Genomic DNA, 13,332 nt, shown 5'->3' on the forward strand with positions numbered 1-13,332 from the left:
CCTATGAAAAAAGACCCTTTTTTGATGATTGCCGCCCTGATACTGGCCGGACTGAACATGCGGCCACTGATGACATCCGTTAGTCCACTGCTGGAGCAGCTGCGGGAAAGTATTGGATTATCTTCGCTGGCGGCCTCACTTCTGCCCGCGATTCCCATGATGATGATGGGGGCAATAGCCTTAGTGAGCGCCCCGCTGCTGCAACGTATCCCGCTGCGTAGGTTGCTGTGTAGCGGGCTGGCGCTGTTAGTACTGGCGCTGGCCAGCCGGTTTTTTATCGCGCAAGGCGCCTGGCTGGTGTGGAGCACGGTTCCTGGCGGTATCGGCATCGGGATTGTACAAATGGCCATGCCGGGGTTGATCCGTCAGCGCTTTACGCAGCGCAGCGCCATGATCACCGGGCTATGGGCGGCGGCGCTAATGGGCGGCGGTGGGCTGGGCGCGGCGATGACGCCGTGGATCAGTGCGCACCTGGGCTGGCAGGGCGCGCTCAGCAGCTGGAGTGTGCCTGCGCTGCTGGCCGTCATGCTGTGGTGGAGGATCCCTGCGGCGTCCCCGTCCCGGCAGACATCAGCCGTTATGCCCTCGGTCTGGCGCAATACGCGCGCATGGACGCTGGCGCTGAGCTTTGGGTTAGTAAACGGCGGCTACGCCATCTGTGTGGCCTGGCTGCCGGATTTTTATCATCAACAGGGCTGGAGCGCGCAGGCGGGCGGCGGCCTGCTGGGCGTGATGATTGCCTGTCAGGTTGCCGGTGCCCTGGTGTTTCCCCTGCTGGTGCGGGGGGCGGACAGGCGACCGCTGCTTCTGCTGACGCTGGCACTTCAGCTCTGCGGATTAACAGGCCTGCTGGTGGCACCGCTCTACCCAGCCTGGCTGTGGGCAGGGATAGCGGGCGTTGGCCTGGGCGGCGCATTTCCCCTTGCCCTGGTGCTGGCGCTGGACCACCTGGCGCATCCTCAGGCCGGGGCGCGTCTGGTGGCATTCATGCAGGGCGTCGGCTTTATTATCGCGGGCAGTATGCCGTTTCTTGCCGGGCAATTGCATGAACTTACAGGCCACTTTTCCTCTATCTGGCTGTTGCAGGGGAGCGTAACGGTCATGCTGATCGGCCTGAACCTGCGTTTTCATCCTGAAAGCTACAAACAGGCCTTTCCTGAACGGTAATTGGTCCTACCAAACCAGCAAAACGTTTTCAGCGGCTCACATAACGTTAAAAATAGTGCAGTAACTGTTGCCTAGAGTTAACAGCGGGTTAAGTATCTGTAGCAAGCAAGCGCTGATTGCCAGATTGGTAGGACCAATCGGCGCGGCTGAAGTGACAGATGCGCCACCTGGTTTGCCGATCGCGCATCGCTTTCATCCTCTTATGGAGATCATGGCATGCAGATCTGGCAGCAAAATTACGATCCGCTCAACAATATCTGGCTCTCCAGCCTGATTGCTTTGCTTCCTGTTCTGTTTTTCTTCTTTGCGTTAATCAGGTTAAAGATGAAAGGCTATCAGGCCGCCACGCTCACGGTCGTCCTTGCGCTGCTGGTCGCGCTGTTGCTGTATCGGATGCCGCTACAGCAGGCGCTGGCGTCAGCAGTTTACGGTTTTATGTACGGCCTGTGGCCCATCGCCTGGATCATCGTGGCGGCGGTTTTTGTTTATAAGATCTCGGTTAAGACAGGTCAGTTCGACATCATCCGCGCTTCCATCTTATCGATCACGCCCGATCAGCGCTTACAGATGTTGATTGTGGGGTTCTCTTTTGGCGCCTTTTTAGAAGGTGCGGCAGGTTTCGGCGCGCCGGTCGCCATCACGGCCGCGCTGCTCGTGGGGCTCGGTTTTAATCCGCTCTATGCCGCAGGCTTGTGCCTGATCGTCAATACTGCGCCCGTGGCGTTTGGCGCGATGGGGATCCCGATAATTGTGGCGGGCCAGGTGACCGGGCTGGACAGCTTTGCCATCGGTCAGATGGCAGGCCGTCAGCTTCCGCTACTGACGATCGTCGTGCTGTTCTGGATCATGGCGATTATGGATGGCTGGCGCGGTGTCAAAGAAACCTGGCCTGCCGTGATCGTGGCGGGGGGATCGTTCGCGATTGCCCAGTTCCTCAGCTCCAACTTTCTGGGGCCGGAGCTGCCCGATATTATTTCCTCGCTCGCCTCACTCATTTCGCTGACGCTGTTTTTGCGCGTCTGGCAGCCGGTGCGCATCTTTCGCTTCAGCGAAACAGAAAGCCCGCACGCGGGCCAGCCTGTGAACCGGCAAAAATACACGACAGGTCAGGTGGTGCGCGCCTGGATGCCGTTCCTGTTTCTGACGGCAACCGTCACGTTATGGAGCATTCCACCTTTTAAAGCGCTGTTCGCAAAAGGCGGGGCCTTAGCGGAATCGGTGCTCAGCCTCCCTGTGCCCGGCCTTGATGGCTGGGTAACCAGAATGCCGCCGGTGGTCGCGCAGCCCAGTAGCTGGCCGGCCATTTTTAAACTCGACCTGCTCTCGGCAACCGGTACGGCTATTCTGGTTGCCGCCCTCGTGGCTATCATCTTCCTGAAGATGAAGCCCCGGACTGCGGTAGTGACCTTTGCAGAAACCCTGAAAGAGCTCATGTTGCCCATCTACTCCATCGGGATGGTGTTGGCGTTTGCTTTTATCTCTAACTACTCCGGCCTCTCTGCCACGCTGGCGCTGGCATTGGCCCACACCGGCCATGCGTTTACCTTCTTCTCGCCTTTCCTGGGCTGGCTCGGCGTGTTTCTGACCGGCTCGGATACGTCATCGAATGCCCTGTTTGCCGCCTTGCAGGCGACGACCGCGCAGCAGATCGGCGTTTCCGATATCCTGCTGGTGGCGGCAAATACCACCGGGGGCGTGACCGGTAAGATGATCTCGCCGCAGTCGATAGCCATTGCCTGTGCCGCCGTCGGGCTGGTAGGCAGGGAGTCGGATCTGTTCCGTTTTACCGTCAAGCACAGCCTGATATTTACCTGCCTGGTGGGCATCATTACCACGCTTCAGGCTTACGTTTTTCCCTGGATGATCCCATGACACCAAACTTACTGCCGTCCGCCGATCCGCTGCGGGTTCGGCTCCAACAGTATATTCGCGACCATCAGCTTGAGCCCGGCATGCGTTTGCCTGCCGAGCGCCAGTTGGCTGCGGCGCTTGGCGTCTCGCGCTCGTCGCTGCGCGAAGCTATTCAGCAGCTTATCAGCAGCGGAATATTGACGAGCCGACGCGGCGACGGCACCTGGCTGCGTCAGCCCCAGGAGCCCTGGTCTGAACAGCGCATTGTTGAGCCGATTCGTCAGCTGTTGGCCAACGATCCGGATTACCGCTATGACATTCTGGAAGCGCGCCACGCGATTGAAGCCAGCACCGCATGGCATGCGGCACTTCGGGCAACAGAGTCAGATAAGGAACGACTGCAGTACGCTTTTGACGCCACGCTGGCGTTGAAGGAGAGCGACGATCCCCATCTGGCCGGTCAGGCCGATCTGCGCTTTCACCTCGCTATCGCGGAAGCCTCGCATAACGTGGTGCTGCTACAAACCATGCGCGGATTTTTTGATTTGCTGCAGTCCTCGATGTTGCACAGCCGCAGGTTGATGTACACCAGCCCGGCGATTTTCGACCGCCTCACCGTTCAGCACAGGGCAATGCTTGACGCCATTTTACTGGGTGATGCCGAGGCCGCCCGCTTAGCGGCGATGGATCATCTTGGTTTTGTTCATACCACGATGAAAACGCTTGATGAAGACGAAGCCAGACAGGCGCGTATTACGCGTTTACCAGGCCATCACCTGGACAACCACAAGGAGACACGCTGATGATCATTTCTGCCGCCAGTGACTACCGCGCCGCTGCACAACGTATTTTGCCGCCTTTCCTGTTTCACTATCTGGATGGCGGGGCTTATGCGGAGCACACACTCCGGCGCAACGTCGCCGATCTCTCGGAGGTGGCGCTGCGCCAGCGCATCCTGCGCAACATGTCCGAACTCAGTCTCGAAACCACCCTGTTTAATGAAACGCTGTCAATGCCCGTGGCGCTGGCACCGGTCGGGCTGTGCGGCATGTATGCTCGTCGGGGCGAAGTGCAGGCTGCTCGCGCCGCCGCAGGCAAAGGCATCCCTTTCACGCTGTCCACCGTTTCTGTGTGTCCTATTGAAGAGGTGGCGCCGCAGATCAATCGCCCCATGTGGTTCCAGCTCTATGTGCTGCGGGACAGAGGCTTCATGCGCAACGCGCTGGAGCGGGCCAAAGCGGCAGGCTGCTCTACGCTGGTATTTACCGTGGACATGCCGACGCCGGGCGCGCGTTATCGCGATGCGCATTCGGGCATGAGCGGTGAAAATGCCGCACTGCGGCGATACTGGCAGGCCATCACCCATCCAAAGTGGGCACTGGATGTAGGATTACAAGGCAGGCCGCACGATCTGGGGAATATCTCCACCTATCTCGGCAAGCCTACCGGCCTGGAGGACTATATTGGCTGGCTGGCGAAGAACTTTGATCCTTCCATTTCCTGGCAGGATCTGGAGTGGATTCGTGATTTCTGGGATGGCCCGATGGTGATCAAAGGCATTCTGGATCCTGAGGACGCCCGTGACGCGGTGCGCTTTGGCGCTGACGGTATCGTGGTTTCTAACCATGGCGGACGCCAGCTGGACGGCGTGCTGTCCTCGGCGCGTGCCTTACCTGCGATTGCGGATGCGGTCAAAGGCGATATCACGATTCTTGCCGACAGCGGTATTCGAAATGGGCTGGATGTGGTGCGTATGATTGCGTTGGGCGCAGACAGCGTCCTGCTGGGGCGCGCCTTTATCTATGCGCTGGCGACACAGGGACAGCGCGGCGTTGAGCATTTACTGACGCTGATTGAAAAAGAGATGAAAGTCGCGATGACTTTAACCGGCGCGAAGCGCATTGCCGATATCACCCAGGCTTCGCTGGTGCAGGCAAATGCGCTCCTGCAGGAAGCCAATCTGCGTCCGGCATAGTCGCCCGCTGCGAAATCAGATGCGTTGTCTATACTTACCTTCTTTACCAACAGGAGGAATGACATGACCATTCATAAGAAAGGCTCGGCGCATTGGGAAGGCGATATTAAAGGCAAAGGCACAGTCAGCACCGAGAGCGGCGTACTGAACCAACAGCCCTACGGCTTTAACACCCGCTTTGAAGGACAAAAAGGCACTAACCCAGAAGAGCTGATTGGTGCGGCACATGCGGCCTGTTTCTCTATGGCGCTGTCGCTGATGTTGGGTAACGCAGGCCATAAGCCTGAAAGCATCGACACCACTGCAGACGTCTCGCTGGATAAAAAAGGTGAAGGCTTCGCGATCACCAAAATCGCCTTAACCAGCACCGTTTCTCTGCCGGGCATTGATAACGACACCTTTGATGAAATCATCAATAAAGCCAAAGCAGGCTGTCCGGTTTCTCAGGTGCTGAATGCAGAAATCACGCTCGACTACACCCTGAACAACTGACGACGATCCTGCGTCACTTTTCGTGATGCAATCGGTCGTGATGTCATCGGTGATAGTATCGAATCCAGATGCGCCTACGGGCGCATCTTCGTGTGCTGCATCCAATCGTCGCAGGGGCAGGCGGTTCTGCAAAACACGGGGAAAGGCGGTTCGTCTTGCCAGTAACGCGTGACGTACTGTTGTCGAATGAGGGGACAGCGATAATATGCGCATGAAATCGTGGCTTTCTCGCCACAAGCTTGGTGTGCTGCTAATGGTGGTACTGCTGCTGGAGTTACTCTACTTTCTGCTTACCGCATCCTGGTTTCCCTGGAACGCCACCTGACACGTCAGGCATACATCTCTTCTCCACGCTTAGTCCGCACGTCGCTGCGCGCAATACGGTAAGCCTTACCGGGATCGCCCGCCACAAATTCAAATGTTGGCGAATAGTAGAACGGGAGCCAGCCGCCATAGGCGCTTTCCCATTCCCAGCGTACCGGACAGGGCCACAGAATGCCTTCATACAAAATGTAATAAACCCAACGCCCAGTTGGACGGCGGGGACGACTACTTTTCATGGGATTCACGACTGTGTTGGTGTAAAACAGCTTATATTTTGAACGCTAAACGGCATCCTTGCAATGTTGTCTGCCTGTTTTTGTGTCCTTGCACCTGTTCAGTTATCTGAACGATGCACTTCACCACAAAGCAGCACCACGTTTGGGCGGACTTTATGAATGCGGTTTGCCATGACTTCACAGGCGGCTTTCGTTGGATAGATGCGCTCCGACACCGGCAACGCTTCACAGGCATCATGTCCACAGGCGCTCACCAACAATACAAAACCAATCAACATAACCGACTCCTTCTCCCGGTTCGCACATCACGAAATGGATGAGTGTTCCTTTTTTATAAAACCAGTATAGCTAATTGCCGTCGGGGCACTCATCACGCTGGACGGTATCGGATTGCTCTGACGCATTATAAGGCTTGCGCGCCTGAACAGCAGTGAAATCTTATTGTTAACAGCACGCGCCGCCACGCCGTCGCGTTAATTTCTGACGCCGCAACCCCATCGATTTTTATCTCTGCCGTGACGATGTTCAGGATCAGAAAATGATCGCGCCTGTTGAAGGTTTTATTGCTCAACATCGATGCCGGTACGTTTTGATATTTCTCACACTTCTGACATGCAAATCTGAAACCGGTTGCAGAAAATCTTTACCCTGTGTATTCGTTAATCATTCATCACACGGAGGAATTAACAATGCCAAAGATTTTGCTGTGCTGCGCCGCCGGAATGTCCACCAGTATGGTGGTACAGAAAATGGAAAAAGCCGCTAAAGAACAAGGCATAGCGGTAGAGATAAAAGCTGTGGGAATTGAGGAGTTTACTGATCTTATTGCCGACTATGACTGCTGCCTGCTGGGGCCGCAGATTAAATATAAGCTGGCGGATTTTGAGCCTGTCGCCCAACAACACAGTAAACCCATCGCAGTGATTAACAGCATGGATTACGGAATGATGAAGGGTGAAAAGATATTAAGTGATGCACTTAAGCTTATTCATCCCTGATGAGTAAGAAACTGAAAAATATATTGCAGGCCTGTATTTGCCTGTGCAGCGTTATTCTCGTTTTCCTGAGCAGGAGTTAAGGGATGAGCCGCTTAAGCGAATCGTTATTCGGCGTTATCGAAAACCGCATCAGTCCGCTGGCGGGACGCCTCTCCAGCCAGCGCCACGTCATCGCCATCCGCGATGGATTTATTGCCTCAATGCCGTTTCTGATTGTGGGTTCCTTCATGCTGCTGTTTGCGCATCCTCCTTTTTCGGCAGACAGCAGTTGGGCCTTCGCACAGTGGTGGCTCGGCATGGTCAAGGCACATGAAGAACAAATCATGATGCCGTACAACATGACGATGGGCATTATGGCGCTCTATATCGCCAGTGCTATCGCCTACAACCTGGCAAACAGCTATAAGATGAACGGCTTTATGGCGGCCAGCCTGTCGCTGATGGCGTTTCTGGTCGTGGCCGCACCGCAAACGGGCAAAATGCTGCCGGTAGGATCGCTGGGCGGGGAGGGGATTTTTACCGCCATTCTGGTCGCGCTTTTTGCCACGGAGCTGATGCACTTTTTGCAGAAACACAACATCGGCTTTAAATTACCCGAACAGGTGCCGCCGAAAATTCGTCAGTCCTTTGACCTGCTCATTCCCATCATTACCATTTTTATTACCTTATTTCCGCTTAGCCTGTGGGTACAGGCACAGTTTGGCATGCTGCTGCCGCAGGCCATCATGGCGATCTTCTCTCCGATCATCTCCGCCTCGGATTCACTGCCCGCCGTGCTGGTCGCCGTCCTGCTGTGCCACCTGTTGTGGTTCGCAGGCATTCACGGTGCCGTGATTGTCGGCGGGATTTTGCAGGCCTTCTGGCTGACCAATCTCGGCCTGAACCAGCAGGCACTGAATGCGGGTGAGCCTGTCAGCCATGTGTTTATCGAACCCTTTTGGCAGTTTTTTATCGTGATTGGCGGTTCCGGTTCCACCATGGGGCTGGTATTACTTTATTTGCGAAGCCAGTCTGCCCATCTGCGCTCCATTGGCAAACTCAGCATCGTGCCCAGTATGTTCAACATCAACGAGCCGGTTATTTTTGGCTCGCCTGTCGTGATGAACCCCATTCTGTTTATTCCCTTCGTTCTTGCTCCCTTGGTCAATGCCGTCATTGCCTGGATCGCCACTAAAACCAATCTGATTAACCACGTCATCTCGCTGGCACCGTGGACCACGCCCGCCCCAATTGGTGCGGCCTGGTCAACCGGCTGGGACTGGCGCGTCATCGTGCTGATTGCCGTGCTGGTGACGATTGCCACGTTGATTTACTACCCGTTTTTTAAAATGTACGAGCGTCAACTGCTGCAGCAGGAACTGAGCGCAGCACAACCGGTAAAGGAGTAATGCATGGAAATCGATGAAAGCACGGTAATCGAACTGATTATTCAGGCGGGCGAAGCGCGCTCCTGCTCGATGGAAGCGTTGCGTGCAGCTCGTCAGCAAAACTGGGAACGAGCAGACAGCATGCTGACCGCCGCGACGGCGGCGGCAAAGGCGGCGCATCAGATACAGACCCGGCTCATCGGTGCTGATGAGGGCAGCGGAAAAATTCCGGTCAACCTGATTATGGTTCACGCCCAGGATCACCTGATGAACGCGATGCTTTGCCGGGAGCTGGCAGAAGAAATTATTCAACTACGTCGGGAGCTTGCCGCACGTTAAAAAAGGAGATTTTATGCAACATTCGACACTGACCGCATTTCCGGACGGTTTTCTCTGGGGCGCCTCGACCTCGGCATATCAGGTGGAGGGCGGATGGGATGCAGATGGTAAAGGGCCGTCGGTTATCGACAAAGCTACGTTCAGCCAGGCAATTACGGATTTTACCGTTTGCAGTGACCACTACCACCGCTTTAAAGAGGATATCGCCCTGCTGGCGGAAATGGGACTAAAAACCTACCGCTTCTCCATCGCCTGGAGCCGTCTTTACCCGGAAGGCGACGGCGCGTTAAACGAGGCGGGCGTGGCCTTTTACCAGCAGTTAATTGATGAGATTTGCCGGCACGACATTACACCGCTGGTCACGCTTTATCACTTCGATCTGCCCTGGGCCCTGCAGCAGGACGGAGGCTGGTCTTCTCGCCGCACGGTAGCGGCATTTGAACGTTTTGCCATTACCTGTTTTGAGCAGTATGGCAGCCAGGTCAAATACTGGCTGACCATCAACGAACAGAACATGATGATCCTGAAAGGCGACGTGATCGGGACGTTACCGGCTGGCACCGCCGATCCACAGAAAACCCTGTATCAGCAAAATCACCACATGATGCTGGCGCAGGCAAAGGCGATGATTGCCTGCCACGAACGCTTGCCAGACGCTAAAATTGGCCCGGCACCGAATATCTCCTGCGTCTATGCGGCAAGCTCGCGGCCAGAGGATGTGCTGGCGGCGGACAATTTCTCTGCAATCCGTAACTGGCTTTATCTGGATTTAGCCGTTCACGGGCGCTACAACCCTGTGGTATGGGCTTTCTTAAAACAGCGCGGCTGGCTTCCGACGATCGAGGATGAGGATATGGCCATCATCGCCGCCGGTCAGCCCGATTTTATCGCCTTTAACTATTATGCTTCGGCCACCGTCGGGGCAGAGGGCGAACATCATGACCCCGACAGTCGGCCCCATGCCGATCAGCAAATGGCCGGCATCGATCGCTCCGTCTACGTGGGCTGTAATAATCCGCATCTGCAGCAAAATCAGTTTGGCTGGTATATCGATCCGGTGGGCTTTCGCATCACCGCGCGCCAGATATATGCACGTTATGCCTTGCCGCTCATCGTTACCGAAAATGGCTTAGGGGCGTTTGATACCCTGGCGGCCGACAACAAGGTGCATGATGATTACCGTATCGACTATCTGCGTGAGCATATCGCTCAGCTGCAGCTGGCCATTGCCGATGGCGTCGAGCTGTTCGGTTATTGCCCGTGGTCTGCTATTGATCTGGTGAGTACCCATCAGGGCATCAGCAAACGTTACGGATTTATTTATGTGAACCGCGATGAAAAAGCGTTAAAGGACCTGGCACGCTACCGCAAAAAAAGCTTCTTTTGGTATCAGAAGCTGATTCGCAGTAACGGCGCAACGCTGAACGCGTCGGTGTACTACTAAGACCGCGCGGCAGGGATGCCGCGACTTACCGCTTATGAGGCCCGTCCGCGACCGAGGCGCGCTCAATCAGATGTCCGCTAAAGGGCGGCAAGGCTTCCACCTCCTGACCTTCCAGCATGGCGACCAGCTGCGCCAGCGTGTGCTGAATCATTTCTGCGACCGGCACATGCACGGTGGTCAGCGGCGGCAGGAAAAACTCGGCCATACGGATATCATCAAATCCCAGCAGAGAAACATCCTGTGGCAGCCGTTTTCCCGCGGCATGAAGGGCCAGCGCGGCCCCGATTGCCATGTCATCGTTACTCGCCATCAGGGCGCTGAATGTCACGCCCGCGTCCAGCAGCTGCTTTGCCGCCGCCATCCCACTGGCCGGCGTCCACGCGCCCTGCACGATGCAGGCCCTGTCCGCAAGCCCCTGCTCAGCCAGGGCCTGCTCATAACCTGCCAGGCGAGCGGCCGCGGTAGGGGAACCCGTCATACCACGAATAAAGGCAATGTCGTGATGCCCGCGCGCGATCAGATAACGCGTCGCCTGAAAGGTATTGTGCTGATGTGTAGCCCAGACACAGTGGGCCGGATGACGCGGCAGCTGGCGATTCACCACCATAATTGGGATATCGTGCTGCTCGATAATGGCATCCAGTGCCTCGGTGTCCAGAAAGCGGGGATAGATAATGATCGCGTCACAGCGCAGGTCGAGCAGAAACTCAATTGCGGCGCGCTCGTCGTCAGCGCAGGTTTTGCCATCAGCCAGAATTAACTGGCGACCGTAGTTATTGGTCAGGGTGGCAGCCTGAAACAGCAGCTCGCTGAAGTAGGGGCCGTTAAAAAGCGAGTGGGTAACAATTAAGCCAATATTTTGGGACTTTTGCGTGGCCAGGCTGCGCGCCAGCAGATTGGGGCGATAACCGGTTTCGGCAATGGCCTGATAGACCTTTTGCTGCGTACTTTTACTGACGTAACGATTTCCCGCCAGCACGCGCGAGACGGTGGCTTTAGAAACTCCGGCCTTGCGGGCCACATCCAGCATGGTAATCATTGGCTTACAGACCATCCATCCCTGTGGTTAAAAAAGGATACTAGCTGATTTTTCGCAGGTTATTGACGGAGGGGCAATAAAAAAATGATGCCTGTCAGGCGAAATACCAAGCGGGCAGGATAGCAATCAGGTTGTTCAGCGTATGCAGAAAGACCGGCAAGGCCAGCGAATTGCTGCGCAGGCGGGCATAGCAAAGCAGCAGAGAGAAGAGCGTCAGCGCTACCACGGTTTCCCAGTGAACATACTGCGTATGCATCAGCGCAAAGAGCAGGGAGGTCAGTAGCATGCAGGCAAAACGGCTGTTGGGTGCCCAGAGCAGAAAGCCCTGCAACAAAAAGCCGCGAAACAGCACTTCTTCAAATACCGGGGCCAGCAAGACGGCGGTGAGCAACAGGATAAGCATCGAGCTGCGTCCCTGCTGCGTTTGCGCGACCAGCCAGCCTTCAGGCTGTAAGTACTGGGTTTGCGCCGCCATTAAAATAAACAGGGCGCCAATAAAAAGTAACGTCTGACCTGAGCGTAAAAAGCCCAATGGAATATCCGTACGACGCTGGCAGTAGAACCGATACAGCGGATAGATGACCGCAAACTCGAACAGGCAGAGTACAGGCACCAGCAAACCGTCATTACGCAGAATACCGTAATTCGGAAATAGGGTAATCAGCATGGTAACGAGGTAATAGACAACAAAGCTGCCGACATAAAACAGTGTCAGCGTCACTCTGTCGGAATTGGTGTTCATAGGCGACCCAGCCAGCGATGATAAACGCATAGTAGCAACGCGTCGGATCGCTGTCGAGAGAGCGTACGATACAATATTTTTTGTTCAACGCCGTCAGGGCGTTATGCCGGTTTGATGTGCATGGATTCAGGAGGCAAACCCACCGTCAGAGAGGGTTGCAACAGGCTGTCAGACGCTTGCGCGGCAGCCTGAGAACAAGACGTGCAGCACCAAGGGCATGATGACTGGCTAGCGGATGCTGACCGCGATCAGGGTCAACAAGAGGGCAAAGCTAATAAAAAGGATCAGTTCCACTCGCGCTTCCTCAATAACTCATCGTGTCATGGGTGATTCCGCAAATACTATCAGAGGCTTCTCGCGGTAATTTTAGCCAGCAAGTGCGATTCATCTGTCAATAACCGCATTCCCTGGCATTTAATCCCTGGTATTGTGCGGTAAGTTTGATTTTAGCGGTTCATACCTGCTGACAGGCTTGTTACTCTTCGGAGTCAGGTTTTACACGTCCATGAGGAGAAAACACGTGAATCATTATGGAAAAGCGCTGGTGGCCGCCGGTTTTTTACTGCTGACGGGCTGCCAGTCGGCCACACAATCCGACAAGGCCGCCGTGCCGCTGGATGCGCAGGCGGACAGCTGTGGCGCATCTCAGTATCAACACTTTGTGGGTAAGCCGTTGTCTGCCATCGATAATCAGCGTTTCACGCAAAAAGTGCGTGCCATACCGTGGAATTCAGCGGTAACGATGGACTTTAATTTCACCCGTCTGAACTTTATGGCCGACAAAAGCGGTAATATCAGCCGTGTCTATTGCGGTTAAGTGGCAAATAAACAGCGCATTGTCATAGAGTTGTCATGGCGTCAGGCGAAGATAACGCCTGTACCCTGTGGGTAGGCGATAACCGTTATCGATCGGTTCAATCAACAGGGTAAGGATTTCCTCGTTACATCAATATGCAATGCTCGTCTTGTTTATTCCCGCTCAGGCGGGAATTTTTTTTCTGGTTAAGCCCGAAGAAGGAGCAACGCATGGAATATTTCCAGAGGATTTCAGTCTTATTTTTGCTGCTGGTCAGCCCGGTTGCTCTGGCTTCAAGCCCGGAGGCATGGCAGAAAAGCCAGCAGGTGATGCGGCAGGCGTGCATCAACGCCAGCACCTTAAGCAAGGTAAAAGTACTGGGTCAGGTTGTTGAGTACGATGACAGCGTAGGCTACAGCGCGTTACTGCTTGAAGGGCTCTATCCGCAGAAGCACATGAAAAACCGCCGGGGACGAGAGCTTTGCCTGTTTCAGCGCAGCAGCGGTCGGGCCAGCGTAAGCGAGGCCAACCAGTACCGGCTGGCGAAGTAAGTTAACAGCGG

The 13,332-nt window shown here is 55.3% G+C and carries 15 protein-coding genes; 11 read left to right on the plus strand and 4 right to left on the minus strand.

Features of this window, described 5'->3' with window-relative positions:
* Nucleotides 1-3 precede the first annotated feature (3 nt).
* The 5 genes from ACPXSQ_RS00485 to ACPXSQ_RS00505 all read left to right on the plus strand — a co-directional run bounded on the left by ACPXSQ_RS00485 (nucleotide 4) and on the right by ACPXSQ_RS00505 (nucleotide 5,485).
* The gene (locus tag ACPXSQ_RS00485; protein WP_014606478.1) at nucleotides 4-1,167 is read left to right on the plus strand and encodes a cyanate transporter; all 1,164 of its coding nucleotides are present in this window, start codon (nucleotides 4-6) and stop codon (nucleotides 1,165-1,167) included.
* 216 nt (nucleotides 1,168-1,383) lie between these two features.
* Nucleotides 1,384-3,039: an L-lactate permease gene (gene lldP, locus ACPXSQ_RS00490; RefSeq protein ID WP_013024814.1), complete on the plus strand. Its 1,656-nt coding sequence runs from the start codon at nucleotides 1,384-1,386 to the stop codon at nucleotides 3,037-3,039.
* On the plus strand, nucleotides 3,036-3,821 hold the full coding sequence (gene lldR, locus ACPXSQ_RS00495) for a transcriptional regulator LldR (protein WP_014593039.1): 786 nt from the start codon (nucleotides 3,036-3,038) through the stop codon (nucleotides 3,819-3,821). Before lldP ends, lldR begins: the two co-directional genes overlap by 4 nt.
* Nucleotides 3,821-4,993, plus strand: coding sequence for an FMN-dependent L-lactate dehydrogenase LldD (gene lldD / locus ACPXSQ_RS00500; RefSeq protein ID WP_015700868.1), 1,173 nt, complete (start codon nucleotides 3,821-3,823; stop codon nucleotides 4,991-4,993). Before lldR ends, lldD begins: the two co-directional genes overlap by 1 nt.
* A 63-nt stretch (nucleotides 4,994-5,056) precedes the next feature.
* Nucleotides 5,057-5,485 (plus strand): OsmC family protein, encoded by a 429-nt coding sequence (locus ACPXSQ_RS00505; protein WP_014606475.1) that lies wholly within the window; start codon nucleotides 5,057-5,059, stop codon nucleotides 5,483-5,485.
* Between the two features lie 329 nt (nucleotides 5,486-5,814).
* Here the strand turns inward: ACPXSQ_RS00505 and ACPXSQ_RS00510 are convergent, their stop codons facing one another.
* Nucleotides 5,815-6,045 (minus strand): hypothetical protein, encoded by a 231-nt coding sequence (locus ACPXSQ_RS00510; RefSeq protein ID WP_014606474.1) that lies wholly within the window; start codon nucleotides 6,043-6,045, stop codon nucleotides 5,815-5,817.
* Nucleotides 6,046-6,143: 98 nt separating this feature from the next.
* Nucleotides 6,144-6,323: a hypothetical protein gene (locus tag ACPXSQ_RS00515; protein ID WP_013024819.1), complete on the minus strand. Its 180-nt coding sequence runs from the start codon at nucleotides 6,321-6,323 to the stop codon at nucleotides 6,144-6,146.
* 411 nt (nucleotides 6,324-6,734) lie between these two features.
* Here ACPXSQ_RS00515 and ACPXSQ_RS00520 point away from each other — a divergent pair, with 411 nt between their 5' ends.
* The 4 genes from ACPXSQ_RS00520 to ACPXSQ_RS00535 all read left to right on the plus strand — a co-directional run bounded on the left by ACPXSQ_RS00520 (nucleotide 6,735) and on the right by ACPXSQ_RS00535 (nucleotide 10,193).
* Nucleotides 6,735-7,043, plus strand: coding sequence for a PTS sugar transporter subunit IIB (locus ACPXSQ_RS00520; RefSeq protein WP_015700865.1), 309 nt, complete (start codon nucleotides 6,735-6,737; stop codon nucleotides 7,041-7,043).
* A gap of 83 nt (nucleotides 7,044-7,126) precedes the next feature.
* Nucleotides 7,127-8,431 carry a PTS cellobiose transporter subunit IIC gene (locus ACPXSQ_RS00525; RefSeq protein WP_013024821.1) on the plus strand — a complete coding sequence of 435 codons (1,305 nt, stop codon included), beginning with the start codon at nucleotides 7,127-7,129 and terminating at the stop codon, nucleotides 8,429-8,431.
* Nucleotides 8,432-8,434: 3 nt separating this feature from the next.
* Nucleotides 8,435-8,749: a PTS lactose/cellobiose transporter subunit IIA gene (locus tag ACPXSQ_RS00530; protein WP_013024822.1), complete on the plus strand. Its 315-nt coding sequence runs from the start codon at nucleotides 8,435-8,437 to the stop codon at nucleotides 8,747-8,749.
* 13 nt (nucleotides 8,750-8,762) lie between these two features.
* A complete protein-coding gene (locus ACPXSQ_RS00535; RefSeq protein ID WP_210475914.1) occupies nucleotides 8,763-10,193 on the plus strand; it encodes a glycoside hydrolase family 1 protein in 1,431 nt (476 codons plus the stop codon).
* A gap of 25 nt (nucleotides 10,194-10,218) precedes the next feature.
* Here ACPXSQ_RS00535 and ACPXSQ_RS00540 read toward each other — a convergent pair whose 3' ends face one another.
* Together ACPXSQ_RS00540 and ACPXSQ_RS00545 are read right to left on the minus strand one after the other, a co-directional pair.
* Complete coding sequence (locus tag ACPXSQ_RS00540) at nucleotides 10,219-11,232, minus strand: LacI family DNA-binding transcriptional regulator (RefSeq protein WP_022622681.1); 1,014 nt, start codon at nucleotides 11,230-11,232, stop codon at nucleotides 10,219-10,221.
* A gap of 94 nt (nucleotides 11,233-11,326) precedes the next feature.
* Nucleotides 11,327-11,974, minus strand: coding sequence for a CPBP family intramembrane glutamic endopeptidase (locus ACPXSQ_RS00545; RefSeq protein WP_014606469.1), 648 nt, complete (start codon nucleotides 11,972-11,974; stop codon nucleotides 11,327-11,329).
* A gap of 520 nt (nucleotides 11,975-12,494) precedes the next feature.
* On the opposite strand from ACPXSQ_RS00545, the gene ACPXSQ_RS00550 reads away from it, so the two are divergent.
* Nucleotides 12,495-12,791, plus strand: a complete 297-nt coding sequence (locus tag ACPXSQ_RS00550; RefSeq protein ID WP_014606468.1) for an I78 family peptidase inhibitor — start codon at nucleotides 12,495-12,497, stop codon at nucleotides 12,789-12,791.
* A 209-nt stretch (nucleotides 12,792-13,000) separates the two neighbouring features.
* Entirely contained in the window at nucleotides 13,001-13,321 is a 321-nt protein-coding gene (locus tag ACPXSQ_RS00555) for a hypothetical protein (RefSeq protein ID WP_015700863.1), read from the plus strand.
* Nucleotides 13,322-13,332 lie beyond the last annotated feature (11 nt).

Origin of the sequence: Pantoea sp. EEL5 (assembly GCF_049892805.1) — a bacterium.
GTDB lineage: Bacteria > Pseudomonadota > Gammaproteobacteria > Enterobacterales > Enterobacteriaceae > Pantoea > Pantoea ananatis.